At 68.1% G+C, this 26,454-nt stretch carries 25 protein-coding genes; 8 read left to right on the plus strand and 17 right to left on the minus strand.

The genetic code is table 11. The features are described from left to right. The 4 genes from LDO54_RS37450 to hypE form a co-directional block, all read left to right on the plus strand. The coding region (locus tag LDO54_RS37450; RefSeq protein WP_436975775.1) for a Kae1-like domain-containing protein at nucleotides 1-415 on the plus strand (415 nt) is incomplete at its 5' end. A 12-nt stretch (nucleotides 416-427) separates the two neighbouring features. Next, nucleotides 428-667 carry a HypC/HybG/HupF family hydrogenase formation chaperone gene (locus tag LDO54_RS37455; protein WP_224018009.1) on the plus strand — a complete coding sequence of 80 codons (240 nt, stop codon included), beginning with the start codon at nucleotides 428-430 and terminating at the stop codon, nucleotides 665-667. Further along, nucleotides 664-1,830 carry a hydrogenase formation protein HypD gene (gene hypD, locus LDO54_RS37460; protein ID WP_224018011.1) on the plus strand — a complete coding sequence of 389 codons (1,167 nt, stop codon included), beginning with the start codon at nucleotides 664-666 and terminating at the stop codon, nucleotides 1,828-1,830. The genes LDO54_RS37455 and hypD overlap by 4 nt, the downstream gene beginning before the upstream one ends. After that, the gene (gene hypE / locus LDO54_RS37465) at nucleotides 1,827-2,891 is read left to right on the plus strand and encodes a hydrogenase expression/formation protein HypE (RefSeq protein WP_224018013.1); all 1,065 of its coding nucleotides are present in this window, start codon (nucleotides 1,827-1,829) and stop codon (nucleotides 2,889-2,891) included. Before hypD ends, hypE begins: the two co-directional genes overlap by 4 nt. Nucleotides 2,892-2,998: 107 nt before the next feature. On the opposite strand, the gene LDO54_RS37470 is transcribed toward hypE, so the two are convergent. From LDO54_RS37470 to LDO54_RS37495, 6 genes are all read right to left on the minus strand, one after another. After that, the gene (locus LDO54_RS37470; RefSeq protein ID WP_436975776.1) at nucleotides 2,999-5,578 is read right to left on the minus strand and encodes a penicillin-binding protein 1A; all 2,580 of its coding nucleotides are present in this window, start codon (nucleotides 5,576-5,578) and stop codon (nucleotides 2,999-3,001) included. Between the two features lie 109 nt (nucleotides 5,579-5,687). After that, nucleotides 5,688-5,984, minus strand: coding sequence for a hypothetical protein (locus tag LDO54_RS37475; protein ID WP_224018015.1), 297 nt, complete (start codon nucleotides 5,982-5,984; stop codon nucleotides 5,688-5,690). Nucleotides 5,985-6,166: 182 nt separating this feature from the next. Beyond that, on the minus strand, nucleotides 6,167-6,781 hold the full coding sequence (locus LDO54_RS37480; RefSeq protein ID WP_224018016.1) for a flavin reductase family protein: 615 nt from the start codon (nucleotides 6,779-6,781) through the stop codon (nucleotides 6,167-6,169). A gap of 312 nt (nucleotides 6,782-7,093) precedes the next feature. Continuing rightward, nucleotides 7,094-7,249 (minus strand): hypothetical protein, encoded by a 156-nt coding sequence (locus tag LDO54_RS37485; RefSeq protein WP_167371389.1) that lies wholly within the window; start codon nucleotides 7,247-7,249, stop codon nucleotides 7,094-7,096. Between the two features lie 204 nt (nucleotides 7,250-7,453). Further along, complete coding sequence (locus LDO54_RS37490; RefSeq protein ID WP_224018018.1) at nucleotides 7,454-8,551, minus strand: hypothetical protein; 1,098 nt, start codon at nucleotides 8,549-8,551, stop codon at nucleotides 7,454-7,456. Nucleotides 8,552-8,746: 195 nt separating this feature from the next. Further along, nucleotides 8,747-9,433 carry an MgtC/SapB family protein gene (locus tag LDO54_RS37495; RefSeq protein ID WP_224018020.1) on the minus strand — a complete coding sequence of 229 codons (687 nt, stop codon included), beginning with the start codon at nucleotides 9,431-9,433 and terminating at the stop codon, nucleotides 8,747-8,749. A 204-nt stretch (nucleotides 9,434-9,637) separates the two neighbouring features. Here LDO54_RS37495 and LDO54_RS37500 point away from each other — a divergent pair, with 204 nt between their 5' ends. Next, nucleotides 9,638-10,735 carry an AGE family epimerase/isomerase gene (locus LDO54_RS37500; protein ID WP_224018022.1) on the plus strand — a complete coding sequence of 366 codons (1,098 nt, stop codon included), beginning with the start codon at nucleotides 9,638-9,640 and terminating at the stop codon, nucleotides 10,733-10,735. Between the two features lie 109 nt (nucleotides 10,736-10,844). Here the strand turns inward: LDO54_RS37500 and LDO54_RS37505 are convergent, their stop codons facing one another. Beyond that, nucleotides 10,845-12,473, minus strand: a complete 1,629-nt coding sequence (locus LDO54_RS37505) for a methyl-accepting chemotaxis protein (RefSeq protein ID WP_224018024.1) — start codon at nucleotides 12,471-12,473, stop codon at nucleotides 10,845-10,847. Nucleotides 12,474-12,762: 289 nt separating this feature from the next. On the opposite strand from LDO54_RS37505, the gene LDO54_RS37510 reads away from it, so the two are divergent. Further along, nucleotides 12,763-13,200: a PaaI family thioesterase gene (locus LDO54_RS37510; protein ID WP_224018025.1), complete on the plus strand. Its 438-nt coding sequence runs from the start codon at nucleotides 12,763-12,765 to the stop codon at nucleotides 13,198-13,200. Between the two features lie 130 nt (nucleotides 13,201-13,330). Here LDO54_RS37510 and LDO54_RS37515 read toward each other — a convergent pair whose 3' ends face one another. The 9 genes from LDO54_RS37515 to LDO54_RS37555 all read right to left on the minus strand — a co-directional run bounded on the left by LDO54_RS37515 (nucleotide 13,331) and on the right by LDO54_RS37555 (nucleotide 22,431). Beyond that, nucleotides 13,331-14,179, minus strand: coding sequence for an ureidoglycolate lyase (locus LDO54_RS37515; RefSeq protein WP_224018027.1), 849 nt, complete (start codon nucleotides 14,177-14,179; stop codon nucleotides 13,331-13,333). Between the two features lie 90 nt (nucleotides 14,180-14,269). Next, on the minus strand, nucleotides 14,270-15,013 hold the full coding sequence (locus tag LDO54_RS37520) for an SDR family oxidoreductase (protein ID WP_224018029.1): 744 nt from the start codon (nucleotides 15,011-15,013) through the stop codon (nucleotides 14,270-14,272). Between the two features lie 218 nt (nucleotides 15,014-15,231). Continuing rightward, the gene (locus LDO54_RS37525) at nucleotides 15,232-16,104 is read right to left on the minus strand and encodes an amidohydrolase family protein (RefSeq protein WP_224018031.1); all 873 of its coding nucleotides are present in this window, start codon (nucleotides 16,102-16,104) and stop codon (nucleotides 15,232-15,234) included. Beyond that, nucleotides 16,101-17,150: an aldo/keto reductase gene (locus LDO54_RS37530; RefSeq protein WP_224018033.1), complete on the minus strand. Its 1,050-nt coding sequence runs from the start codon at nucleotides 17,148-17,150 to the stop codon at nucleotides 16,101-16,103. Before LDO54_RS37530 ends, LDO54_RS37525 begins: the two co-directional genes overlap by 4 nt. 28 nt (nucleotides 17,151-17,178) lie before the next feature. Then, nucleotides 17,179-18,498 carry a UxaA family hydrolase gene (locus LDO54_RS37535; protein ID WP_224018035.1) on the minus strand — a complete coding sequence of 440 codons (1,320 nt, stop codon included), beginning with the start codon at nucleotides 18,496-18,498 and terminating at the stop codon, nucleotides 17,179-17,181. A gap of 15 nt (nucleotides 18,499-18,513) precedes the next feature. Further along, a complete protein-coding gene (locus tag LDO54_RS37540; protein ID WP_224018036.1) occupies nucleotides 18,514-18,843 on the minus strand; it encodes a UxaA family hydrolase in 330 nt (109 codons plus the stop codon). Between the two features lie 15 nt (nucleotides 18,844-18,858). Further along, complete coding sequence (locus LDO54_RS37545) at nucleotides 18,859-19,899, minus strand: ABC transporter permease (protein ID WP_224018038.1); 1,041 nt, start codon at nucleotides 19,897-19,899, stop codon at nucleotides 18,859-18,861. Then, entirely contained in the window at nucleotides 19,889-21,475 is a 1,587-nt protein-coding gene (locus tag LDO54_RS37550; RefSeq protein ID WP_224018040.1) for a sugar ABC transporter ATP-binding protein, read from the minus strand. Before LDO54_RS37550 ends, LDO54_RS37545 begins: the two co-directional genes overlap by 11 nt. Nucleotides 21,476-21,483: 8 nt before the next feature. Beyond that, entirely contained in the window at nucleotides 21,484-22,431 is a 948-nt protein-coding gene (locus tag LDO54_RS37555; protein WP_224018127.1) for a sugar ABC transporter substrate-binding protein, read from the minus strand. A 449-nt stretch (nucleotides 22,432-22,880) separates the two neighbouring features. Between LDO54_RS37555 and LDO54_RS37560 the strand changes: the two genes are divergently transcribed. Together LDO54_RS37560 and LDO54_RS37565 are read left to right on the plus strand one after the other, a co-directional pair. Next, complete coding sequence (locus LDO54_RS37560) at nucleotides 22,881-23,753, plus strand: IclR family transcriptional regulator (RefSeq protein WP_224018042.1); 873 nt, start codon at nucleotides 22,881-22,883, stop codon at nucleotides 23,751-23,753. A gap of 96 nt (nucleotides 23,754-23,849) precedes the next feature. Continuing rightward, the gene (locus LDO54_RS37565) at nucleotides 23,850-24,326 is read left to right on the plus strand and encodes a VOC family protein (RefSeq protein ID WP_224018044.1); all 477 of its coding nucleotides are present in this window, start codon (nucleotides 23,850-23,852) and stop codon (nucleotides 24,324-24,326) included. 33 nt (nucleotides 24,327-24,359) lie between these two features. On the opposite strand, the gene LDO54_RS37570 is transcribed toward LDO54_RS37565, so the two are convergent. Then, entirely contained in the window at nucleotides 24,360-26,387 is a 2,028-nt protein-coding gene (locus tag LDO54_RS37570; protein ID WP_224018046.1) for an O-linked N-acetylglucosamine transferase family protein, read from the minus strand. Nucleotides 26,388-26,454 lie beyond the last annotated feature (67 nt).

The raw sequence follows: 26,454 nt of genomic DNA on the forward strand, positions 1-26,454 counted from the left end.
CGGCGAAGCCGCGCTGCGCCTTGAAGCGCTGGCGCGTCCGTGCGCGCCGCTCGCGCGAGGCTGGCGCCTCGACGGCGGCGATCTCGATCTCCTGCCGCTCGCGCGCTGGCTTGCCGCGCAGCACGATGCGACGACCATCGCGAGCGCCTGGCACGCCACGCTCGGCCATGCGCTCGGCGCGTGGATCGCGCAGGCGGCGCGCGCGCAGGATCTGAACGTGGTCGCGCTCGGCGGCGGTTGCTGCGCGAACCGCGTGCTGATGCGCGCGCTCGCCGACGCGCTGCGCGCATCGAAGCTCACTGTACTCACCGCGCGTACGCTGCCCAGCGGCGACGACGCAATCAGCTACGGCCAGGCGTGGGCCGTCATTCAGCAACTCTCGTCGCCCGCATCCGTCACGCGGGCGACATCATAAGGAATCCGCATCATGTGTCTTGCGATGCCCGTCGAGGTCATCGAACTCCTGCCGGAACAGCGCGCGCGAGCGAGCGTCGATGGCGTCACGCGTGAGATCTCGCTCGCGCTCGTCGACGACGTCGTGCCCGGCGATTTCGTCCTCCTGCACGTGGGTTTCGCGATCGGCAAGCTCGACCGCGCCGCCGCCGAAGCCACGCTCGCCCAACTCGCCGAACTGGCGCGCACGCCCGACACGGGAGCCCCGTCATGAAATACGTCGACGACTTCCGCGACAGCGAACTCGCGCGCGGCATGGCGGCGCGCATCCATCGCGCCGTCGAGCGCCGCCGCCGCTACCGGCTCATGGAGTTTTGCGGCGGCCACACCCACGCCATCGCACGCTATGGACTCACCGCGCTGCTGCCGCCGCAGATCGAGCTGATTCACGGCCCGGGCTGCCCGGTCTGCGTGCTGCCGGTCGGACGCGTCGACAGCGCGATCGAACTCGCGCTCACGCACGGCGTCACGCTCTGCACTTACGGCGACACCTTGCGCGTGCCGGGCTCGAAGCAGATGAGCCTCTATAAGGCGCGCGCGGCGGGCGCCGATGTGCGCGTCGTTTATTCGGCATCCGAAGCATTGGCGCTCGCGAAGGCGCAGCCGCAGCGCGAGGTGGTGTTCTTCGGCATCGGCTTCGAGACCACCACGCCGCCCACGGCGCTCGCGCTCGCGCAGGCGCGCGACGCGGCGCTCGACAACTTCAGCGTGTTCTGCAACCACGTGCTGACGCCCGCCGCCATGCGTCATCTGCTGGCCGAGGACGCCGACCAGAGCGCGCGGCTCGACGGTTTCATCGGACCGTCGCACGTGAGCACGGTGATCGGCGTCGCGCCCTATCGCGCCATTTCGCGCGATTTCGTCAAACCCGTCGTGATCGCCGGATTCGAGCCGCTCGACGTGCTGCAGGCGGTGCTGATGCTCGTCGAGCAGATCAACGAGTGCCGCGCCGACACCGAAAACCAGTTCACGCGCGCCGTGAGCGAAGCGGGCAACACGCGCGCGCAGGCGCTCGTGCATGCGGCGTTCGAGCAGCGCGACAGTTTCGAATGGCGCGGCCTCGGCGCGGTGCCGCAAAGCGCGCTCGCGATTCGCCCCGAGTTCGCGCGCTGGGACGCGGAACGCCGCTACGCGCTCACGCCGCGCGTCGCCGCCGACGTCAAGACCTGCCAGTGCGGCTCGATCCTGCGCGGCTGCGCGAAGCCGAGCGACTGCAAGCTGTTCGCCACCGTCTGCACGCCCGCCACGCCGTTCGGCGCCTGCATGGTGTCGAGCGAAGGCGCGTGCGCCGCGCATTATCAGTACGGCCGCTTCGTCGCGCCCACCCTTTCCTCCGGCCGCGCTTTCAGCCGGCCGGACGCAGCGAGATCCGCATGACGTCCGCACTCAACGCTTCTCATCAAACGCCGTTCGGCCGCGCGCTCGACCTGAAACGCGGCCGCATCGACCTCACGCATGGCGCGGGCGGACGCGCGAGCGCGCAACTCGTCGCCGAACTTTTTGCGCCCGCGTTCGCCAACGAGTGGCTCGCGCAAGGCAACGACCAGGCGATCGTGCCGATGCCCACGGGCCGCCTCGCGCTCACCACCGACAGCCACGTGGTCGCGCCGCTGTTCTTTCCGGGCGGCGACATCGGCACGCTCGCCGTGAACGGTACCGTCAACGATCTCGCCGTGGGCGGCGCCACGCCGCTCTATCTGACCGCCGGTTTCATCCTCGAAGAAGGGCTCGCGCTCGCCGATCTCGCGCGCGTGGTGGCGTCGATGGCGCACGCCGCGCGCGCCGCGAACGTGCGCATCGTGGCGGGCGACACCAAAGTGGTCGAGCGCGGCAAGGCCGACGGCGTGTTCATCACCACGGCGGGCGTGGGCGTGGTGCCGGACGGCGTGCGGCTCGACGGCGCGCAGGCACGTCCCGGCGACGCGGTGCTGGTGTCCGGCATGCTCGCCGAACATGGCCTCGCGGTGCTGTCGCAGCGCGAGAATCTGGGCTTCGACAGCGGCATCGTCTCCGATTGCGCGGCGCTCAACGGGCTGACGGCGGCGATGCTCGCGGCGTGTCCGTCGCTGCGGCTGATGCGCGACCCCACGCGCGGCGGCCTCGGCAACACGCTCAACGAAATCTGCGCGCAGTCGGGCGTCGGCATGCGGCTCGACGAAACCGCGCTGCCGCTGCGCGCGCCCGTGCGGGCCGCGTGCGAGTTCTACGGGCTCGATCCGCTCTATATCGCGAACGAAGGCAAGCTGATCGCGGTTTGCGCCGATGAAGACGCCGACGCGCTGCTAGCGGTCATGCGTGCGCATCCGCTGGGCCGCGACGCGGCGCGCATCGGCGGCGTAGTCGAAGATGCGCATCGCTTCGTCCGCCTGACGACGTCGTTCGGCGGCGAGCGTCTGGTCGACTGGCTGCACGGCGAAATGCTGCCGCGTATTTGCTGAAAGTCGGCTGAAAATCTGCTGAAAATCGACCGAAGCCGGGTTCGACGCGCACCGCGCGTCCGCCTCATCGTGTGCGGACGCGCGGCGCAAACCGCGTCGTCAAATCGTCAATTGCTCTGCGGCGGCGTGTACTGCGCGGGCGCGCCGCCGCTCGAATCGGAATCGTCGGGCGTGGGCGTCGGCGCGAGCGAAGGCTCTTGCGGCGGATAAGGCGGCAATTGCTGCGACGCGCCCGACGGCCCGACGATCGGCGGCTCGTTCGACGACGTCGGCGTTTGCGGCGCGGTGCCGTTGAGAATCGCCGCCGCGCGCGCGGCATCCGATGCCGCCGCCGCCGAGGCCGGCGCGACCGCGGACGCCGACGAAACCGCCGCCACGCCGCTCGACGGCGGCACTTCGGCGGGCTCCGGCGCAGGCTCGGGCGCACGCTTGATCGGCGTGCTCGGGCGCGGCGCCTCGGCCTTCTCCTTCGACGCGAACAGCGTGTCCATCCACGCCTTGAGCTTGTCGCGGAACTGCTCGAACGCGCCCGGCGTGACTTCGGTGTCGAAGCGCGCGCGCGGATCGATGATGCGCGAGCGGAACGCACGCTGATAAAAGTCGCCGACGATCGGCAGCGCACTGCGCGCGCCCTGGCCCCAGTAGTCGCTGTTGAGCGTCACGCGGCCATCGTCGAAACCGACCCACGCGCCCGCCACCAGTTGCGGGTCCATCAGGATGAACCAGCCGTCCGCGTTGTCCTGCGTGGTGCCGGTCTTGCCCGCGACGTCGGCGCGGATGCCGAAGCGCGTGCGGATGCTCGAACCCGTGCCGCGATTCACGACGTCGCGCATCGTGTCGAGCAGCGTGCGGTCCGCCGACGCCGACAACGCGCGCTCGGGCGAGGCGCTGCCGAACTGCGCGAGCACCTCGCCCTTGCTGTCCTCGATGCTCGTGACCATGCGCGGCTCCAGATACTCGCCGTCGTTCGCGATGGTGCTGTACGCCGAGACCATTTCCTTGAGCGTGACCGGGCTCGTGCCGAGCGCGAGCGACGGCACCGCGTTGAGCTGGCTGTCGCGCACGCCCATCGCGCGCGCGAGACGCGCGACCTTCTCGGGGCCGACCGCCAGCATCACCTGCGCGGTGATGCGGTTGCGCGAGTACGCGAGCGCGTCGCGCAGCGTCATCGGCTTGTTGCTGGGCGGCACCTCGTCGTTCGGACGCCAGATCTCGCCGCCTTCGAGCGGCATTTCCACGGCCTGGTCGAGGATCGTGTCGGTCGGTTTCGCGCCGTTCGCGAAGGCCGCGCCGTACACGAAAGCCTTGAACGTCGAGCCCGGCTGACGGCGCGCCTGCTGCACGTGATCGAACGGCTCGTCCTGGAAGTCGCGGCTGCCCACCCACGCCTTGATCTGGCCGTCGCGCGGATCGATCGCGACGAAACCGGCCTGCACCTCGGTCTTGTCCTTGCAGAGCGTGCGCATGAACGTGCGGTTGGCCGCGAGCTGCTTGAGCGCGTCGTCGTCGTTGGCGCCGGCGTCGCGCGCGCTCTTGTAGTCGGGCGTTTCGCGCATGAAGGTCTTGAACAGATCGTTGCCCGCCGAGCAGCCGTTACGTCCGCTCCACGCGCCGTTCGCGATGCCTTGCAGCTGGTTCGCGTGCTGCTTGAGCGCGGCCGTCGCCATCGACTGGAGACGCGAATCGATCGTCGTGTGCACGACGAGACCATCGGAATAGATGTTGTAGTCGTTGCGGTCGGCCCACGCGATCAGCCATTTGCGCAGTTGCTGCGCGAAGTGCGGCGCGGGTCCGGGCGGCTCGGTCTGACGCTCGAAGTCGAGGCGCAGCGGCTGCTTTGAGAGCGTCGCGAACTGCGCGGGCGTGAGCTTGCCGTACTTCACCATCTGGCCGAGCACGGTGTTGCGGCGCGCGAGCGCGCGCTCGGGATTGATCACCGGGTTGTAGTAGGCGTTGCCCTTGAGCATGCCGGTGAGCGTCGCGGCCTGCAGGATCGTGAGCCGATCCGCCGACACGCCGAAGTACGTGCGCGCCGCCATCTCGATGCCGAACGCGTTGTACAGGAACGGCACCGTGTTCAGATAGGTTTCGAGAATCTGCGGCTTGCTGTAGACGGCCTCGATCTTGAAGGCCGTGATCGCTTCCTTGATCTTGCGCGTGAGCGTCGGCGCGCGGCCGATTTCGTCGGGATAGAGATTGCGCGCGAGCTGCTGCGTGATGGTCGAGCCGCCCTGGCGGTCGCCCGAGAACGTGTGCAGCGCCGCGCCCGCCGTGCGCTTGAAGTCGATGCCGTGATGCTCGTAGAAGCGGTGATCCTCGGTCGAGATCAGCGCGTCGACCATATGCGGCGAGATCTGCGCGAGCGGCACCCATTCGCGGTTCGACGGCTTGAATTCGGCGAGCACCTTGCCGTCCGCCGAGAGGATCTGCGCGGGCCGGTCGACGCGCGCCTTGCGGATGTCGCCGATGCTCGGCGTGAACGGAATCAGCACGATCACGTAGAGCAGCAGGGCCGCCGGCAGCGCGCCGACGGCGATCAGCACGCCGCGCCGCGTCGGATGGCGCAGGTGATGCAGCCCGCGCGCGAGCCGCGGACGCGCGAAAGCGCAGGCGCTCGCCAGGGCGGGCTGGAGACGGGAGGACAACTTCGCGACGAGATCGCGGATGAACGGCACGGAACGCTTCACGCGGGGCTTCGGGGTCGGCTGGCAAAGCGTGCATCGTACCAAAACTGCCGGACGCGGCTTTCATCGGGCCTGCGACCCCGGGCGGCGCGGCGGTGCGCGCGCGGCGTGCTCAGAGGATCAACGAGAGCGCGATGGCCATCCAGACCGCCAGCGCGCCCGCGAGAAAGACGCGGCGGGCCAGCAGAAAGCGCGATTCGTCGCCGGGGCGCGCGGGCGAGGTGGCGAGCCACGGCACGCTCGCGAGACAGGCGAAGCCCGCCAGCGCGATCACGACGACCACGCGGTCGGCGACGCGCCACGGCGACGGCTCGTGCAGGCCCCAATAACCGAGGAAGACGATGCCGATCGAGAACATCGTCGACGCCGCCGAACTCAGTGCGACGACCGATCCGGTCGGTGTTTGCATGGCAGGCCTCCCGCGCGCCGCGCGTTGGACGGTGCGGCCATTATCGATGCGGGCGGCGGCCGGGGCAATGCGCGACGGCTCACGCGTTCCGACGGCACGGCGGCCGGTGCCTGCGCGGCGGTCCGGCGGTCCGGCGGTCCGGCGGTCCGGCGGTCCGGCGATCCGGCCGTCCGGCAACGTGCTCAGGCCTTGGGCCGATACATCTGGAACATTTCGCCGATCTGCGCGTAGTCGGCGCGATAGCCTGCGCGCATGATCGGCTGCGCGGCGTGCGTGTCGAACAGGCCGTCCTTCAGGAAGCGCTGCTGGATGTGCACGCCGACCACCTGGCCGAGCGCGAGCCAGTTGTCCATCGGCGTGCCGTCGAGCGTGTGCAGGCGAATGACCTGCAAAAGTTTGCATTCGAGCGCTGCCGGCGCTTCGGCGACGTGCGGCACCGCCACGTTGCGGCCCGGCGCGGGCGTGAGACCCGAGAGCGCGAACTCGTCGACATCGGCGGAAACGGGCGCGGAGCTGCGGTTCATCTGCTCGGCCAGCGGGCGCGAAGCGAGATTCCAGACGAACTCGCCAGTCGCCTCGATATTGGCGATGCTGTCCTTGCGGCCCTCGCTGCTGAATCCGATGATCGACGGGAACGAGGAGAACGCGCCGAAGAAACTGTAGGGCGCGAGGTTGAGCACGCCCTCGGACGATTGGCTCGAGATCCAGCCGATCAGACGCGGCGCGACGATCGCCTTGAACGGATCGTGCGGCAGGCCGTGGCCCGCGGCGGGGTCGTAGAAGTAGGTTTCGGACATGGTCGTGTGGCGGGTTTGATGCGGACCACACTATGACATGTTGGGACTGGGTTTGCCGGGCGGGGCTCGGCGGGGTTTATCCACAGTTTTCGTTGACAGCCCTGTTGATAACGCAAGGGCAGATAGCGCAACGCTTTGCCGTCAAAGAGAAAACTCAACGTGCATCGCACCTGCGTCTGGCACTCGCGCCTCCCATGAGCCGCCCCCAATGCAAAAAGCCGGCTCTCTTTCGAGAGCCGGCTTTGTACGGCGTGTTCTGTGCAGATGAGGCGCGCCCTACGCGGCGCCTCGATTGCCTTCGGACCGTTCGACTTAGTCGCGCGGCAGGCCGAAAGGCGTGTACTGCGAGCGGCGGATGCGTTCGGCTTCGCGGTGACGCGCTGCGTACGAATAGTCAGCATCCATCGGCAGATACGGCGACGCGAAGAGGTCGCTCACCTTTTGGATCAGTGCGAGGATATAGCTCATGGCGACTCCCGGTTGGTTTGGCGTTAAGGGTTTTCCCTGACAGAAACGATTATAGGGTTTTCCCTATGCCAACGCTAGTGCGATGCAGCAAAAAAACTGCGGCAGCGCGTCGCATAGGCAATTTCGCATGCCTATGCGTTGCGTCAAGGCAACACATAGGCATCCTGTGATTTAGGGGTCGAAAAGAAAAGGCCGCGAGCGGGCCTAGCGCGCGGTCTGCTGGGAATGCGCGTGCGCTTTGGTCCGGCTCGTGGCGTGCGCGGCGGCGCGCTCGGCGGGCTTCGCCGCGCGCTTCACATGGCGCGGCTCGGCGGGTGCGGCCGGTTTGCTGACCGGCGCGGGTGCGGGCGGAGCGACCGCGGCGACCGGCGCGGCGGCAGCAGCCGCGAGTTGCGCCGACATGGCGTCTAGCGACGCCTGCTGCTTCTGCATCTGCACGTCGATGCGCTGCTGCTGCGCCAGGTTATCGGACGACAGCGTCGCGATCATCAGCGTCTGGGCGATCGCCACGACCACCGTGACGCCCAGCGCCGTCACCGCCGCGATGAGCATCCACTTCGTCCTACGCGCCTGTGCGGCGAGCGCCGCGACGGTGTCGGCGCGCCAGGCGGCCAGCGCGGGTTCGGGACTCGCGGCCGGTTTGAAATCCGCGGCGGAGTCGAAGCTCGCGGCGGCCGCAGCCGCGCCCGTTGCCGGGGCGAAGGGCACGAACGGCTCCCAGCCCGGCGCGGCCGGGTCGATCGGCGACGCGGTTTGAGCGGAAGCAACCGGCGGCGCGAAATCGAAGGGCTCGGCGCGCGCATCCACGGCGGGGGTGGCGGGAGGCGTCTGCGTTTCGCCAGCAGGCTCAGCCGCAGCAGAAACCGGCATGGGCGCCGGGGAAAGCACCGCCGCAAACACCGGCTCGACGCGCGGCGCGTCCACACCGAACGCGCCCGCTCCGGCCGTGCCGTTGCCTTCCGGCATCGGCGTCATCGGCGCTTTCGGACGCGCGGGCCGCCGCGCGGCAGGCGTGGGCGTGGATGAGGACGACGACGCGCTTGCAGGCGAAAGCCGCGGCGCGCGCAGGCTCACGGCCTCCGGCGACGCCGCCTCGGCACCGGCAGACGCCGTAGGATCCGCCGCGCCATCGTCCGGGCTATCGCCGAACAGGTCGAGCGTGCTCAATTCGCGCGCATCGGGCGTTTGCGGATCGGGGGATTCGAGGGATTGCGCCGGGCTGCGACGCCGGGAAGGTGCGCCGCGTGACGCGCGCTCGGGACTCGACAGTCCGTTGTCTGCTTGATTGACGGGTTCGGCCATGGATCAACGACAGGGCTTGCATCTTATTGACTTCGCGTCGCACGGCCGTCCCGCCTGGCCGCAGTGCGACAGCCGCGCTCGCTCCTCGGGCGCCCGTGGTCTCATCGGTCGCGCGCCCATGGGCAGCCATCTTATCCGCAAACGTTCGCCCTGTCCCCCTGGCCAATATGAAACATGCGTGACGCATGCGTTCGATCAGCTTTGCGGTCCGTCCTCGCGGAACTCTCTCACCACGGGCAGCTTCTTCAGCGCGTCGCAAATCGACAGGTATTCGGGCGACGAGACGCGGCTCAGCACGATCATCACCTCGTCGAGTTCGGGCGAGTCGTCGCTTTGCTGGACCACGAACTGCTTGACGCGCGGGCTGGAGACGCCGAGCGCGTCGTGCAGCGAATGGAACGTGAGCGCGCCGCGATCGACCAGCAGCGAGATGCGGCGGCGCTGCCGGAACGTGATGAAGCGCCGTTCAAGCGGCTTGAGGCCCGCGAGGATGATGAGGATGATCACGGTCGCCGCGATCGACGCCGTGTAGAGCCCGCCGCCCACCGCGAGGCCGATGGCCGCGACCGACCAGAGGCTCGCGGCGGTGGTCAGGCCGCGCACGATCTCGCCGCGTAACAGGATCGAGCCCGCGCCCAGGAAGCCGATGCCCGAGACCACCTGCGCCGCCATCCGCGACGGGTCGAGCACGACGTGCTCGCCGTTGATCACGTCCGCGAAGCCGAACGCCGAGACGATCATGATGAGCGCCGAGCCCACGCACACGAGCATGTGCGTGCGCAGCCCGGCCGCCCACGAGAGCCGCTCGCGCTCGAAGCCGATCACGCTGCCCAGCAGCGCGGCCATCACGAGGCGCGCGACGATTTCCCAGTTGTTGATCATGGTATTGCTCTCCGTTTTTATCGTGGGCGCGCTCCGCGGCTCGACCGTCTCGCATCGGGCGCGGGCTGCCCCGTCGTTAGAATTGCCGCGGCGCACCGCAGCCTGCTTCGCCCGCCCGGCCCGATCTTCGACCCGAAGGAGCCCAAGCGTACAATCGCGGACACTGTCCGGCTTCGCGCGCCCCCTGTCGCGCCTACACAATTCATGAACACCTCTACCGGCGCAGCCAGCCTGCGCGATCATTTCGACCGCATCGTGCTGCCCCTCTGGCGCGGCCCCGGCTTCAACACGGCGCTGCGTCTGCCGCACGAAGCGCTCGCCGTGCGCGACGGCCACGCCGCGCCGCTGCCCGACACGCGTTATCGCGCGATGGCCTGCGCCCGCCAGCTCTTCGTGTTCACGCAGGCCGGCGACGCCGCCCACGCGCACACGCTGTTCGATTCGCTGCGCCATGCCTTTCAGGACCGCACGCGCGGCGGTTGGTTCTATAGCGTCGATCCGCACGGCGCGCCGCTCGACACCACCAAGGACCTTTACACGCATGCGTTCGTGGTGTTCGCGTGTTCGGCGTACGGCCAGCGCTTCGGCGTGACGGAAGCGCTCGACACGGCGCGCGAAACCTCGTCGCTGATCGTCGACCGCTTCGCGGCCCACGACGGCCTGCTCAACGCGTCGCTCGACGCCGCGTTCGGCACGGTCACGGGCACGCCGGTGCAGAACCCGCTGATGCATCTGACTGAAGCCTGGCTCGTCGCGCGCGAAGCCACCGGCGACGCCGCGTTCGACACGGCCATCACGCGGCTCATCGAAGCCGTCGCGCGCGGCTTCCTGCACGCGCCCACGGGCTGCATCGCGGAGCTGCCGCTGGGCGCGGCGGACAATCGCCTGGAGCCCGGCCATCAGTTCGAGTGGTTCTGGCTCGCGGCGCAGGCCGGCGCGGCGCGGCTCGGCGATTCGGGGATGCAGGAAGCGCTCGTGCGCGCGTTCGCCTTTGCGGTGGAGCACGGCGTGGACCCGGTCACGGGCGCCGTGGCCGCCGCCACCGACGAACAAGGCCGCGTGAGCGACGCCACGCAGCGCATCTGGGCGCAGACGGAGTATCTGCGCGCGATCGCCACGCACGGCGATGCCGTTGTGCGCGCCACGCTCGACGCGCAGATCGGCAAGTTCGAGCAGCGCTTCATCACGCCGCACGGCTGGGTGGAATGCCGCGACGCGAGCGGCGCGGTTGCGCGCGCCGACATGCCGTCGACCACGCCGTACCACCTGCTGACGGCCTATCAGGCGCTGCCGCGCGACTAAACGACCAAGCGGCTGAGCGAGCCTGAAAACGACAACGGCGCGGGAATTCCGCGCCGTTGTGCTGACTTCGATACGCCGCCGCCCACAAAGGCGGCAGCCATCGCACCGTTTAATACGCCCCGGCCATCGCCGACCCGACCGACGGTTCCGCGCGCGAGGCCATCGGCGCGAGCGCACGGCCTTCGGCCAGCACCGCCGGCGAGATTTCGAAGGCCGCCACGGCTTCGGCGAGCTGACGCGTCTGCTGATGCAGCGACGAAGCCGCCGCCGCCGCTTCCTCGACCAGCGCCGCGTTCTGCTGCGTCATCTGGTCCATCTGCGAAACGGCCGTATTCACCTGATCGATGCCCGCGCTCTGTTCGAGCGACGAGGCGCTGATGCCCGCCATCATCTGCGTGGCGCGCGAAATCGACGCCGACACTTCGCGCATCGACTCGCCCGCGCGCTCGACCAGTTCCGCGCCGCCGCGAATCTGCGAAACCGACTCGCTGATCAGCGTCTTGATTTCCTTCGCCGACTGCGCGCTGCGTTGCGCGAGGCCGCGCACCTCGCCCGCCACGACCGCGAAGCCGCGGCCCTGCTCGCCCGCACGCGCCGCTTCGACGGCCGCGTTCAGCGCGAGGATGTTGGTCTGGAACGCGATGCCGTCGATCACGCCGATGATCTCGGCGATCTTGTCCGAGCTTTTCGCGATGCCATGCATGCGCTCGACCACTTCGCCGACGACGTTGCTGCCGCGCGAAGTGGCGTCGAGCGCCGCTTCGGCAAGCTGGTTCGCCTCGCGGGCGTTCTCGGCAGTGTTTCGCACCGTGCCGGTCAACTCCTCCATGCTGGCCGCCGTTTCTTCGAGCGACGCGGCCTGCGATTCCGTGCGCGCCGACAGGTCGGCGTTGCCGGTCGCGATTTCATCGGCGCCCACGTTGATCGAGCCCGCCGTCTCGCGCACCGTATGCACCGTGCGCGCGAGGCTCGCCTGCATCGTCGCGAGTCCGCGGAAGAGACGGCCGATTTCGTTGTCGCCGCGTGCCGCGATGACTTCGTCCAGATGGCCGCGCGCGATGCGGTCGAAGTGGCGGCCCGCTTCTTCGAGCGGCGCGACCACGCCACGGCGCAGCGCGTAATGCACGCCGGTCGCGAGCGCGATCAGCCCGAGCAGAATGATGATGCCGACGGTCTGGAACACGGCGAGGCGCGTGTCGATCGAGTCGAGCGACGCATGGCTCGCGGCGGCGGTGAAGCGCGTGAACGCCTGCAACTCGGCGAGGTAGGCATCCTGATACGACTGCGTCGGCTGGTCGAGGAAGGCCTGGATGTTATTCGCGTTGAGGTCGTCCACGAGTTCGGCGAGCGCCTTGTGATAGACCTGATAACGCTGGCCGAGCGCGGCCACGCGCGCGCGGTCCTCGTCGTTGATCGACTCGACGGCGGTCAACTGCGCGTACGACTGGTCGGCGGCCGAAAGCTGCTCGTTCGCATGGCCGATCATCTCGGTCGGCGCCGCGCCGCCGCGAATCAGGCGGGTGCCCGCGCGCGACAGGTTGATGCGCGCGTCCATCAAACGCTGGGTGATGTCGTTGGCGGCGCTCGCCTGGCGCAGCGCGACTTTGGAGAGGTCCTTCACGTCGTCGTGCGTGCGGGTCAGCGCCCAGAAACCGAGCCCCTCCGTCACGAGCTGGAGTACGCAGAACGCGACTAGAACACATAACAGGCCGGATGCGACCTTGATCTTGCTGAACATCTTGAACACCCTGGGATGGCAGTGAGTAGGTTCGGCGCTCGCATGTGATCGCTCGCGCCCGCACTGCGTTTACGGCCTGGCAAACGTTGTATTGAGGCCAGTTTCATGAAATTTCCGCGTCAAAATCGAAATTCAGCATTGCAGAAAAAATCGCCAGATCATTGACGCCGTTTTTCGCAACAATATCGGGGATGAATCTTCGATTGCCCCTTCGATTTACCTTGCGCCGCCGCAAGACGCTTCCTAGAGTGGTTAGGAAACCGAGGGGCGCGAGCCCAGGGGATGAGCGATGACAGATCTGGTGGATCGCGCGCGCGGCGCGCTGCACGCGCAGCCGTTCAGCGTGTTGCTGGGCACGGAACTGATGCACGTCGGCGCCGACGAGCTCACCCTGCGCCTGCTCGTGCGCGACGAACTCAAGCAGCAGCACGGCTTCGTGCACGGCGGAGTCATCAGCTATCTCGCCGACAACGCCCTCACGTTCGCGGGCGCGCTGGCGCTCGGGCCGCGCGTGGTGACGGGCGAATACAAGATCAACTATCTGCGGCCGGCGATCGGCGGCACGCTGATGGCGCGGGCGCGCGTGATCCACGCGGGGCGCCAGCAGGCCACCTGCCAGTGCAGCGTGTTCGTGATGGAGGATGGCGGCGAACGGCTCGTCGCGATCGCGCAAGGCACCATCAACCGCATGGTCGATAACGGCGACAACAACGGCCATTCGGCCTGAAGCCGACATGACGCCATGACGCCATGACACCATCGGCGCGGCATCCCTTACCGCGCTGAAAGACAAACGGCCGCGGATTGCCCGCGGCCGTTTCCTTATCGATCGCCTCGCAGGAGCGAGACGTTCGCCGTCATTCGGCGGCGCGCGTCTTCTGCGTCTGCTCGCCGAGCCCTTCGATGCCGAGGCGCACCGTCTGCCCCGCCTTCAGGTAAATCGCGTTCGGCTTCACGCCCATGCCCACGCCCGGCGGCGTGCCGGTGGAAATCACGTCGCCCGGCTGCAGGCTCATGCACTGCGAGAGATACGACACGAGCTTCGCGACCGTGAAGATCATCGTGCGCGTGTTGCCGTTCTGATAGCGATGGCCGTCCACTTCGAGCCACAGCGAAAGATTCTGCGGATCGGGCACCTCGTCGCGCGTGACGAGCCACGGGCCGGTCGGGCCGAACGTATCGAAACCCTTGCCCTTGTCCCACTGACCGCCGCGCTCGATCTGCCACTCGCGCTCCGACACGTCGTTGATCACGCAGTAGCCCGCCACGTGGTTCAGCGCCTCAGCCTCGCTCACGTTCTTCGTGGGCTTGCCGATCACCACGCCGAGTTCCACTTCCCAGTCGGTCTTGACCGAGCCGCGCGGAATTTCGATGTCGTCGTTCGGGCCGACGATCGCGCTCGTCCACTTGTTGAACACCACGGGCTCGGCCGGCACAGGCATGTTCGATTCGGCGGCGTGATCGGCATAGTTCAGACCGATACACACCATCTTGCCGATATGGCCCACGCACGGACCGAGACGCGGATTGCCTTCGACGAGCGGCAGCGTTTCGGGATCGATCGTGCGCAGCTGCGCGAGGCCCGCGTCGGAGAGCACGTCGCCGGCAATGTCGGCGACCGCGCCCGAAAGCGCGCGGATGCGGCCTTCGGCGTCGAGCAGGCCGGGCTTTTCGTGGCCCTTCGGGCCGTAGCGAAGCAGTTTCATCGTCTGTGTTCCTTGTCTCTTCGATGTCTCGTGCGCGACGCCTGCGCGCCGCGCGTGAATGTAGCGTGACCTGTCACGCGAGGGAGCGAACTAGTTCGACCACCCGCCGTCGATCACATGCGCCTGGCCGGTCGTGAAGCCCGACTCGTCCGAGGCCAGATAGAGCGCGAGCGCCGCGATTTCCTCGGGCTTGCCCACGCGGCCCATCGGCTGGCGCGCGACGAACGCGGCGCGCGCCGCGTCGACCGTGGTGCCCTGCGCCGCCGCCTGCGCCGCGATGCGCTCCTCCAGCGAGGGCGAGGCCACGGTGCCGGGGCAGATCGCGTTGCAGCGGATGCCGCGCGTCACGAAGTCGGCGGCCACGGCCTTCGTCAACCCTATCACAGCCGCCTTCGACGCGCCGTAGACGAAGCGGTTGGGCACGCCCTTCACGCTCGACGCCGCCGACGACATATTGATGATCGAACCGCCGCCCGCCTCCAGCATCGCGGGCAGAAACGCGCGGATCGTGTGGTACATGGCCTTGGCGTTCAGATCGAAGGCGAGGTCCCAGTCTTCCTCGCTCGCTTCGAGAATCGAGCCCGCGTGCACGAAGCCCGCGCAGTTGAACAGCACGTCGACCTTGCCGACTTCCGCGGCCAGCGCGCGGATCGCCGCGCCGTCGAGCACGTCGAGCTTGCGCGCCTCGACGGGCAGCGCCTTGAGCGCGTCGATGCGCAGGTCGGTCGCGATCACGCGTGCGCCTTCGCGCGCGAACAGTTCGGCGGCCGCGTAGCCGATGCCCTGGCCCGCCGCGGTGATCAAGGCCGTCTTGCCGGCCAGTCGTTGTCCCATCTGCCACTCCCAAAGAAAGCGCGATTGATGATGAAGCCTGGATGCCGATCGATGCGATGCCGCAAACGGCCATTATGGCCAGAGGCGCGCGCATCGTGCGGCTTGCGCGGATGTTTTCTAACCGGCTGGAACGGCGCGGCGCGTGAGACCGCTTCGCGACCGATTCGCGCCAGCTTGCCGTCATGTTCGAGCCAGATTCGCTGCCGCGTTCGAACCGGCTATCGAAGCGGCGACAAACGATAAAACGCCGCCGCGTTGCCGCCGAAGATCGCGGCGCGTTCGCCGTCGTTCCGATCCGCGAAAAGCTGCTGCGCGCAGTCGTGCCAGCGCGTGTAGTCGCCGTTGAGATTGAGCACGGGCCAGTCGCTGCCCCACATCAGGCGGCGAGCGCCGAAACATTCGAGCAGATGCGCGACCCACGGGCGCAGCGTCGCTGCACGCCAGCCCGGCGCGGCTTCCGTCGCGAGCCCGGACACCTTGCAGAACACTTGCGGAAAGCGCGCGAGCCGCGCGATGGCTTGCGACCACGCCGCGAAACCCGACGAGTCCACGCCGCCGTCGCGAATCGGCGGCTTCGCGCCATGATCGATCACCACGCGCAACGCCGGATGCCGCGTGAGAAAGGTTTCGAGCGCGCGCGCGTGGCGCGTGAAGATCAGCGCATCGAAGGCGAGGTCGTGCTCAATCAGCGCGTCGATGGCGCGTGCCGTCTGCGCATTCGCGATCCAGTCGTCGTCGGGCAGGTCTTGCAGCATCGGACGCACGGCGCACAGTTTCGGTTCGCGCGCGAGTTCGGCGATCAATTCGGGCGCGCGCGCATCGTCGAGCGGCACCCAGCCGACCACGCCCGCAATCGACGCGTCGTCACGCGCGAGATCGAGCAACCAGCGCGTTTCCTCGACGGTCTGCGCGGCCTGCACGAGCACCGTGCGCGCGACGCCGCACGCGGCGCGCAGCGGCGCGAGATCGGCGGGCAGAAACGGGCGATAAAGCGTGCTCAACTCAGGCGTGAGCCAGCCATAATCGCCGCGCGCCGGGTCCCAGTAATGCTGATGCGCGTCGATCGCTTCGAGCAAGACATCGTCGCTCATGATGCGGACTTTTTCGGCAACGGCGCACGCGCATCGACGAGCCCCTCATCGCGCAACGCCAGCCAAAGCTCCGCAGGCAAGGCCGTCTCGAACGACGCCACGTTCTCCTGCAATTCCGCCGCGCTGCGCGCGCCCGTGAGCACCGTCGCCACAGCCGGATGCGCGTACGGAAACTGCAAGGCCGCCGCCGCGAGCGGCGCGTCATATCGACGGCACACCGCTTCGAGCCGCGCCACGCGCTCCACCACTTCGGGCGGCGCGTCGCCGTAGTTGAACTTGCGATCGCCCGACACGCCGCGCGCGAGAATGCCCGAATTGAACGCGCCGCCGAGCAGGATGCTCACGCCGCGCTCCACGCACGCGGGCAGCAGATCGTCGAGCGGCTGCTGTTCGAGCAGCGTGTAGCGGCCCGCGAGCAGCGCGCAATCGATATCGAATTCGCGCATCGCGTCGCGTATCACTTCGCGCTCGTTCACGCCAAAACCAATCGCCTTCACCACGCCCGACGCGCGCAATTCATCGAGCGCGCGAAAGCCGCCGCCCTCGCTCAATTGCCGCCAGTAATGCGCGTTGCGATCGCCGTGCGTGAAGCGGCCGATGTCGTGCACAAGCAGCATGTCGATATCGACGAGTCCCAGACGCATCTGGCTGTCTTCGAACGAACGCAGAATGCCGTCGCGCGTGTAGTCGTAAATCGCCTCGAACGGCAGCGGGTTTTGCCAGCCTTCGCTGCCGTCATACGCGTGCGTGCGCGGCACGAAACGGCGGCCGACCTTGGTCGAGAGCACGTACTCATGACGCGGATAACGGCGCAGCGCATCGCCGAGACGATGCTCCGCCTTCGTGTGGCCGTAGTGCGGCGCGGTGTCGAAATAACGCACGCCCGCGGCCCACGCTGCATCGACGGTCGCGCGCGCTTCCTCGTCGCTGAGGTCGCGATACAGGCCGCCGAGCGGCGCCGTGCCGAGACCCAGCGCGCTCACTTCGAGCGCCGTGCGCCCGATGCGCCGACGCTGCGTCACCTGTGGATGAAATGCCTGCGCCATGCGGCTCGTCTCCAGTTTGATCGGCGATTCAATGCTCGACGGCCACATGCACGGGCACGCGCGCGTTCGCGGGCAAGCACGCGGGACCGACCGGCTCGAAGGTCTTATACGTGAGAATGAATTCCTGATGCCCGAGCGATTCCGACTTCGACCGTGCGCCTTGCGCGACCGCGAGCGTGACGTCGAACACTTCGCGGCCCACTTCGTCGAGCGTCGCGCGGCCTTCGAGAATGCGGCCCGCGTCGATATCCATGTCGCCCGCGAGATTGCGATACGTGAGCGGATTCGCGCACACCTTGATGACTGGCGAAAGCGCCGACCCCACCACCGAACCGCGCCCGGTCGTGAACAGAATCACATGCGCGCCGCAGGCGATCAGTTCGGCGATCTCCGCGTTGTCGCTGATATTCGGGAATCCGAAACGTGGCTCGCCGTCCGGCACCACATCGAGCAGATACAGGCCGCCCGTGGGCGGCACATCGCCCGGCTTCACGATGCCGACGATCGGCGAAGCGCCGCTTTTCGCATACGCGCCCAGCGACTTTTCCTCTTGCGTGGTGAGCCCGCCATCGGCGTTGCCGACCGCGAACGAACCGTGCCCGAGGATCGAGTAATAGCGCGCCGCCTTGGCCACGCATTCGACGATGGCGTCGCCGAGTTCGGGCCGCGCCGCGCGGCTTTTCATGTGATATTCGCAGCCCACCAGCTCGCCGGTTTCCTCGAAGATGCAGGCCGAACCCGCTTCGATCAGATGATCGAACGCACGCCCCACGGCCGGATTCGCCGTGATGCCGCTCGTGCCGTCCGAGCCGCCGCAGATCGTGCCGACCACGAGTTCGTCGAGCCGCATCGGCACCTTCTTTTGCTGCGCGAGTTGCGCGCGCGCGCCGCGCACCCAGTCGACGCCATATTGAATCGTGCTGCGCGTGCCGCCCTTTTCCTGAATCGTCAGCACTTCCACGGGGCGTCCGCTCGCGCGCACCTGCTCGACCAGATAGTGCTTGTTCATGCTCTCGCAGCCCAGCGAAACGAACAGCACCGCGCCCACGTTCGGATGCGTGGTGAGGCGCGTCATCATCTTCTCGGCATAGCTGTTCGGGTAGCAGCCCGGAAAGCCGATCAGATGCACGGGCGATTCGTTCGACACGCGCGCCGCGTCGAACGCGTGTTCGTCGTCGTAAAGCGGCTCGCGAAACTGCGCGACGATCTCGCGCGCCACGTGATGCGCGCACTCGACCAGATAAGCCACGGCGACCACGTTGCGGATGCCCTTGCGGCCGTCGCTGCGCGGCCAGCCTTCGAGCATCGGCGCATCGGCGCGCGCGGCTTCGGCGTTGGATGAAGTCATGGCAATGTCCCTTGCTTAGCGGTGCGGCACGAACTCGTGGCCCGCGTCGTGCGTGTACGTCGGCAAATAATCGCTTTCGAGGTTGTGCGTATGCAGATGCGCGCCGCGCGGCACGTCCGCCGTTACGTGGCCGATGCGCGCGCCGTAGCGCAGCACTTTTTCGTCTTTCGCGAGCGCGCGCCGCGCGATCTTGTGGCCCAGTTCGATGGTCTGCGCGAGCGTCACGCGCTCGCCTTCGATCTCCACCGTCTCGCCCGCCGCGAGACGCGCGGCGGCGATCAGGCAGTTATCGTCGGGCGCGAGCAGGATGAGGCGCGCATCGGTGTGTCCGGGGCTGCTGTTCAAGTTCTTTCTCCGCGTTCAGTTCTGGGCTTCGCCGCCCGCGAGCCGCGCCACCATCAGCGAGCCGAGGATGATCGCGCCGTAGATCGCCTGCACCCAGAACGACGGCACCTGGGCGAGCGTGAGCAGGTTCTGCACCACGCCGAGCAGCAGCACGCCCAGCAGCGCGCCGAACATCGTGCCCTTGCCGCCGTCGAGCGAAATGCCGCCGATCACCGCCGCCGCGAACACCGTGAAGATCATGCCGTTGCCCTGGTTCGCGTTGATCGCGCCCACGTAGCCCGTCACGATCAGCCCGCCGATCGCCGCGAGAATGCTGCCGAGCACGAACACGCCCCACGTGATGCGCTCGACGCGAATGCCCGCCGCGCGCGCCGCATCGGGATTGCCGCCGATCGCGTAGAGCGCGCGGCCCACTCGGTGATAGCGCAGCATGAAGGCCGCGACCGCGAACGCCGCCGCCGCGAGCCACACCGAAAGCGGCAGGCCGAGCACGATGGTGGTGGCGAGCGCGAAGAACGACGGCGGCATGTCGAACAGCGTGCCGCCCTTGGTCGCTCCGACCAGCATGCCGCGCAGCACGATCAGCATCGCGAGCGTGACGATGAACGCATTCAGGCGCAGCCGCACCACCAGAAAACCGTTGACGAATCCGATCAGCGCGCCCACCGCGACGATCGCGATCAGGCCCGCGAACGCGGGCCATTGCAGGCCGAAGCCCGCCGACGCAGCCGGCATCACGAGCATTGCGCCCACGGCGGGCGCAATGCCCACGGTCGATTCGAGCGAGAGATCGAACTTGCCGGTCAGCACGATCAGCGACTCGGCGAGCACGACGAGCGCGAGCGCCGCCGACGCGCCCAGTACGCTGATCAGATTCGCCTTCGTCAGAAAACTCGGGCTCACGAAGCCGCCGATCACCAGCAGCAACACGAGCGCGGGCAGCAGCGCGAGATCGCGCAGACGCGCGAACTCGATGCGCGGACGCGCGCGTTTGCCCGTGGCGGCGAGGTCGCCTTGCGCGGCCGCGAACGCGGGCGTCGAAACACTATTCTTCATGGAGATCGACTCCTTCGACCGATGCAATCAGTTCATGGTCCTGCCAGCCCGCCGCGAATTCCTGCGCCACGTTGCCGCGAAACATCACGAGCACACGGTCGCAGGTGCGCAGATCGTCGAGTTCGCTCGACACCACGAGCACGGCCTTGCCTTCGTCGCGCACGCGGTCGACGACCGAGAGCAGCGCTTCTTTCGATTTCACATCGACGCCCGCGGTGGGATCGATCAGCACGAGAACGTCAGGATTACTTGCCAATGCGCGCGCCATCACGACCTTCTGCTGATTGCCGCCCGAGAGCCCCGACACCACATGATCCGGTCCCTGCGCGACGATGCCGAGCGCCTCGATCATGCGTTTGCCCACCTGCTGCTTCTTCGCGGGCGGCGCAAAACCGAGGCGGCCGAGCAGGCCCGCAATCGTCATCGACGCGTTTTCGGCCACCGACTGCGTGAGCACGAGCCCTTCGTGATGGCGGTCCTTCGGCACGCAGCCCACGCCGCTCGCGAGCGCGTGCGGCACGTCGCCGGGCTTGAGCGCCGCGCCGTTCACGCGGATCTCGCCCGACTGCTGCGCCGTGAGCCCTGCAATCGCTTCGCCCACGCTCGTGCGTCCGCTGCTGGTCGCGCCCGTGAGACCCACGACTTCGCCGCGCCGGATCTGCAACGAGACGTTCGCGTAGTCGGCGCCCGTGATGTTGCGCACGTCGAGCGCGAGCGCGGCGTCGGCGGGCAAGGCCGCACGCGCGGCGGCATCGGCGACATTCAGGCCGCCGCGCTCGCCCGTCATCGCTTCGATCAGGCGTTCGCGCGGCAACTCGGCAACCGGCGCGCTGACGATATGGCGCGCATCGCGCAGCACCGTGACGGCCTGGCAAATCTCGTACACCTCCTGCAAGTGGTGCGAGATGAACAGGAACGTCACGCCCTCGCGCTGCAATTCGTCGATGCGGCGAAAGAGGCGTTTGATTTCCTCGCCGTCGAGCTGCGCGGTAGGTTCGTCGAGGATGATGAAACGCGCGCCGTATGAGAGCGCCCGCGCGATCTCGACAAGCTGGCGCGCCTCCACCGTGAGATCGCCCGCACGCGCGTCCTCGCGCACGTCGATGCGCCAGTGGTCGAGCAGCGCACGCGCGTCGCGGCGCATGCTCGTCCAGTCGATCACGCCGCGCTTCACCGGCTGGCGATTGATGAAAAGATTCTCCGCGACCGTGAGATCGCGGATGATCGTCGAGTGCTGATAGACGCAGGCCACGCGCTCGCGCCACGCATCGCGCTCGGCGATGGGCGGCGCGGGCTCGCCGTTGAAATGCACCGCGCCTTCGTCGGGCTTGCGCAGGCCCGTGAGGATCGACACGAGCGTGGACTTGCCCGCGCCGTTGCGCCCCACGAGCGCGTGCGACTCGCCCGCCGTCACGCGCAGGCTCACGTTCGACAGCGCCGCCGTGGAGCCGAAGCGCTTCGTCACGCCGCTCGCCTCGACCACCGGCGGCAGCGAGCGCGCCGCGCGCTCGCGTGACAGCGCGAGCGGCGCGGCTTCGGTTCGATCGCTGGTTCGATCGCTGGTTCGATCGCTCATTTGACGGCTCATTTGACCGTATTGCCCCAGAGGTTCTTGTCGTCGACGTTCTGCTTCGTCACGAGCGGCGCGGGCAACTGGTCTTCGAGCACGCCGGGCTGCAACTGCACGATGGTGCTGTCGTGATCGGTCTTGCCCGGCTTGAACGTCTTGCCCTCCAGCGCGGCCTTGATGTAATAGAGGCCGTATTTCGCGTAGAGATCGGCGGGCTGCGAAATCGTCGCGTCGATCTCGCCCTTGCGAATCGCTTCGTATTCCTGCGGAATGCCGTCATTCGAGACGATCACGATATGCTTCGCGTCGCCCGCCGGAAACAGCAGTTGCTTGCGGCGCAGCGTCTGCAGCGTGGGCGAGAGATAGACGCCGCCCGCCTGCATGTAGATCGCCTTGACGTCGGGGTTCGCGGTCAGCAGGCTGTCGAGCGCGCTCGCGGCCACATCGCCCTTCCAGGCCGCCGGAATCTCCAGCAGCGACAGCGACGGATAGTTCTTCAGGCAGGCGCGGAACGCCTCGGAGCGGTCGCGTCCGTTCACCGATGCGAGGTCGCCCATGATCTGCACGACCTTGCCCGACTTCACGTGCTCGCCGATGTACTTGCAGGCCTTTTCGCCATAAGCGTGGTTGTCGGCGCGCACGACCATCGCCACGTTGCCCTGGGTGGGCGCCACGTCCACGGCCACGACCTTGACGTTCTTTTGCGCGGCGTTATCGAGCGCGCGGCTGATGGCGGCCGAATCGATCGGCCCGACCACGATGCCCTTCGCGCCCAGATTCACCATGTTGTTCATGTCGGTGATCTGCTGCGCGGGGTCGTTGTTCGAGTTGACGGGCGCGAGAATGTCGATGCCCATCTGTTTCGCGTACACGCCGAGATAGTTGTTGTACGACTGCCAGAACGGCGACGTGAGCAGCGGCAGGCCGAGGCCGACCTTGCCCGCGTCCGCGGCCTGGGCCATCCCCGCTGCGCCGAACGCGGCCGCGCAGACGGCCGCCGTGCACAGGGTCTTCGCGGCGAGGCGCAGCGACGCGCGCGCCTTGCGCGTTTGAATCAAGCGGCAGGCCGCGTGCGGCCCGGTTGCGAACGCCATGTCAGTCTCCAAAGTTGTCGTTGTTGAACCTCATGTGCGCGTCGCGCCCGCATGAAAAAGCGAAGCGCGCCGGCGGCGCTGCGACTGCCCCTTCCACTTCTCTTTCCAATCCAGACGACACTGGCGTATGTTCACCAGTGAACCTATTATTCATATACGCACGATCCAAGGTCAAGGAATGTGCAGTGCAGCAAGGCTCGGGAATTTCCCTGGGGGCGTCAGGGTTTTGTCGGCGGTGGATCGGCAGGGCGCTTTGAAATAATCACGAGAGGCGCGCCGCCCGAGGCGGCGGCGCGCAGGCAACGCACAAGGACACGATGAAAGCGAACGCACGTACGCGGCGGCCCGCCGCGCCGCCCGAGGCTGTCGAGCCGGAAGCCGGCGATGCACACGAGGCGCACGAGGCACACGAAGAGAAAGACGACGGCGACCGCTATCGCGCGCCCGCGCTCGACAAGGGGCTCGACATCCTCGAACTGCTCGCCGAGCAGCGCGGCGGCCTCACGCGCGCGGAGATCACGAAGGCGCTCGGGCGCAACGCGAGCGAGATTTACCGGATGCTCGAACGACTGGTCGCGCGCCAGTACGTGATGCGCTCGGAGGCCGGCGACCGCTATGCGCTGAGCCTCAAGCTGTTCGCGCTCGCGCACCGCCATCCGCCGATGGAGCGCCTGATCGCCGAAGCGCTGCCGCTCATGCAGCGCTACGCCAACGACGCCGAGCAGTCCTGCCATCTCTCGGTCTACGACCGCGGCAACCTGCTCGTGATCGCGCAGGTGGACGGGCCGGGCACGTGGGGCATCGCGGTGCGACTCGGTTCGCGCGTGGGTCTCGTCGATACGAGTTCGGGGCGCACCATGCTCGCGTTCCAGTCGCCCGAGCAGCGCGCGCACATGCTCGCCGAACACACCAAGGTGAAAGGCGAAGTCGCGATCGATCACGCGGCGCTGGAAAGCGCGTGCGAGCAGATTCGCGCGGCGGGCGTTTCGCGCACGGACAGCCAGCAGATCTTCGGCGTGACCGATGTGACGTTCCCGGTGCTCGGGCCGTCGGGGCAGGCGATCGCGGCGCTCACGTGCCCGTTCCTCAAGCGCATCGACGACTACGTTGCGCCCTCGCTCGACGAAGCCACGCAGATGCTCGGCGCGACCGTGCAGGCGCTGTCGATGTTCCGCGAAGGCGACGTTTAGGCGTCGCGGGGATCGCTCAGTCTCGCTGGCCGCTCCGCGCATCCGGTGCTACGCTCGAAAGCCCTGCGTGAAATGCGTTTCAGCGAGGAGACAACGATGACCGATCTCGTGACATGCGTGTGGTTCGATCAAGGCCAGGCGCGCGAAGCGGCGCAGTTCTACGCCGCCACTTTCCCCGATAGCCACGTCGATGCGGGCCACGTCTCGCCGATTCCCGGCATCGGCGTGGGCGCGGAACTGCTGGTGGATTTCACGGTGCTGGGGCGGCGCTTCGTCGGTCTGAACGGCGGCCCGAACTTCAAGCCGAACGAGGCCGTGAGCTTCATGGTGCTCACCGACAGCCAGGAAGAAACCGACCGCTACTGGAACGCGATCCTCGACAACGGCGGCCAGGCGTCGGACTGCGGCTGGTGCAAGGACCGCTGGGGCTTTTCGTGGCAGATCACGCCGCGTCGTCTGCTCGAATTCGTCGGCGGCGCCGACCGCGAAGCCGGACGCCGCGCCATGGAAGCGATGATGACGATGCAGAAGATCGACATCGCCACCATCGAGCGCGCGGCGGCGGGGAAATAGCGGCTGATCAAACGCCGCCGCACCGCACGGTGCTCAATCAACGATCACGACGGGCGCGCGATCGCCCACGCTCTGCGTCTCACGCGCGGCGATCGCCACATACAGCCGCTCCAGGTCGCGCGTGAAGCGCGCGGTATCGAACAGGGGCGCGTTGCCGCGCGCCCGCGCGAGCCGCTCGCGCACCTTCGCATGCCACGCCGGATCGTTCGCGAGCGCGAGCGCGATCTGGAAATACGCGTCGAGATCGCGCGCAATCAAGTCCTCCAGCCCCACCGCGCGCAGCAGGCTCGCCCCCACGCGCCCCGCGAACAGCCGGCCCGGCGCGCTGACCATCGGCACGCCCGCCCATAGCGCGTCGCTGCCCGTGGTGTGCGAGCCGTACGGCAAGGTGTCGAGCGCGAGATCGGCGAGCGGCAGACGCGCGAGATGCTGCGACTGCGGCACGCGCGGCGCGAAAATCACACGTGCCGCCGCCACGCCGTGCTGCGCGAAGAACGCGTGCAGAGTAGCCCGCGCGCGCTCGTGGCCCGGATCGAGCAGCCAGAGCACGCTGCCCGGCGTGGCCGCGAGCAGGCGGCACCAGATCGACGCGATGCCCGCATTGAGCTTGAAGGTCTGATTGAGGCTGCAAAACACGAAGCCGCGCGCGGGCAGGCCCGCTTCGGCGCGCGTGGCACGCGTCGCGCTGGAGCGGCGATGATCGTTGGGCTGATAGCTGTGCGGCATCAGCGCGAGCGTCTCGCTGTAGTGCGACGCCGTGACGGGCGGTGTGGCCGTGGCGTCGCCGATCAGATAGTCGGCCAGACGCGGCGCGCCCAGCGAGCCCGGATAACCGAGCCAACTGACGATGACCGGCGCGGGCCGCAGCGCCGTGATGCCGAGCCGCGCACCGGTCGTATAGCCCTTCAGATCGACGAGCAGATGCACGCCGTCCTGCGCGATGCGCGCGGCCGCCTGCGCGTCGCTGAGCGTGTCGATTTCGTGGATCGTGACGGGCCACTGCGCGATGCGCTTGCGCCAGTCTGCATCGGGCGCGACGCCGCCATACGAATACAGATGGATGTCGAAGCGCGCCGCGTCGTGCAGTTCGAGCACGCCCGCCAGCAGGCGCAGCGTGGCGTGATCGTAAAAGTCCGCCGACAGATAGCCGATGCGCAAACGCCCGCCCGCTTCGAACGCCGCCAGCGCCTCGGCCAGCCCCGCGCCGCGCGCGACCATCGGCGCCGCCGCCAGTTCGCCGCGCCAGCGCGATTCGGCGAAACGCCTGCCCGCCTCGCGATGCCATTCGGGCGTGAGCGTGGGCATGCCGAGCAGGCTCCACGGCGTGAGATGCTCCGCCGCGCCGGACGCGATCATCGCCAGCGCGGCCTGATCGATCTCCTCCAGCCCGGTCCAGTGCGCGAGACGCCGCCGCACGTACTGCACCGCCTCCCAGCGTCCGCCGCGTGCATAGGCGGCGTCGGCTTCGTCGAGACGATGCTGGTGTTCGAGCATGGCGCCGTAGCATTGCCAGAGATTCGCGGCCTGCGGTTCGAGGTCGAGCGCGCGCCGGAAGCACGCCTCGGCTTCCTCGTCGCGGCCCGCTTCGCTGAGCAGCACCGCGAGATTGCCGATCGCGAACGCGTAGGCCGGATCGGTCTCGATGGCCGCGCGATAGGCCGCTTCGGCATCGGCGAGATCGTGGCGCTTTTTCAGCAGATTGCCGAGGTTGTTGAACAGACGCGCCTCGCGCACGCCCTGCAACACCGCCGACAGATAGGCCTCGACAGCCGCTTCGTCGCGGCCCTGCCAGAGCAGCGTCCACGCGAGATCGCGCCGGTACGTGCCGCTCTCGCTCAGCGCCAGCGCGCGGCGGATCGCCTGCTCGCCTTCGGCGTGGCGCTGCTGGCGCGCGAGCACGACGCCGAGCTGATGCCAGGCGTCGGCGTGACGCGGATCGGCGTCGACGGCCTCGCGCAAGAGCGCTTCGGCGTGCATGGTTTTATCGGCGTTCAGACGGTCGAGGCCGCGCTTGAACAGCGCGTCGGAACGGGCGGACGGAGTGGGGGCGGCAGGTTTCATCCCGCGAGCATAGGAAGCGCGCGCGGCCCCGAACATCAGAGGCGTCCTGGTTTCCTGCGCGACGTTC

Origin of the sequence: Paraburkholderia tropica, from assembly GCF_914484835.1 — a bacterium.
Lineage (GTDB): Bacteria > Pseudomonadota > Gammaproteobacteria > Burkholderiales > Burkholderiaceae > Paraburkholderia > Paraburkholderia tropica_A.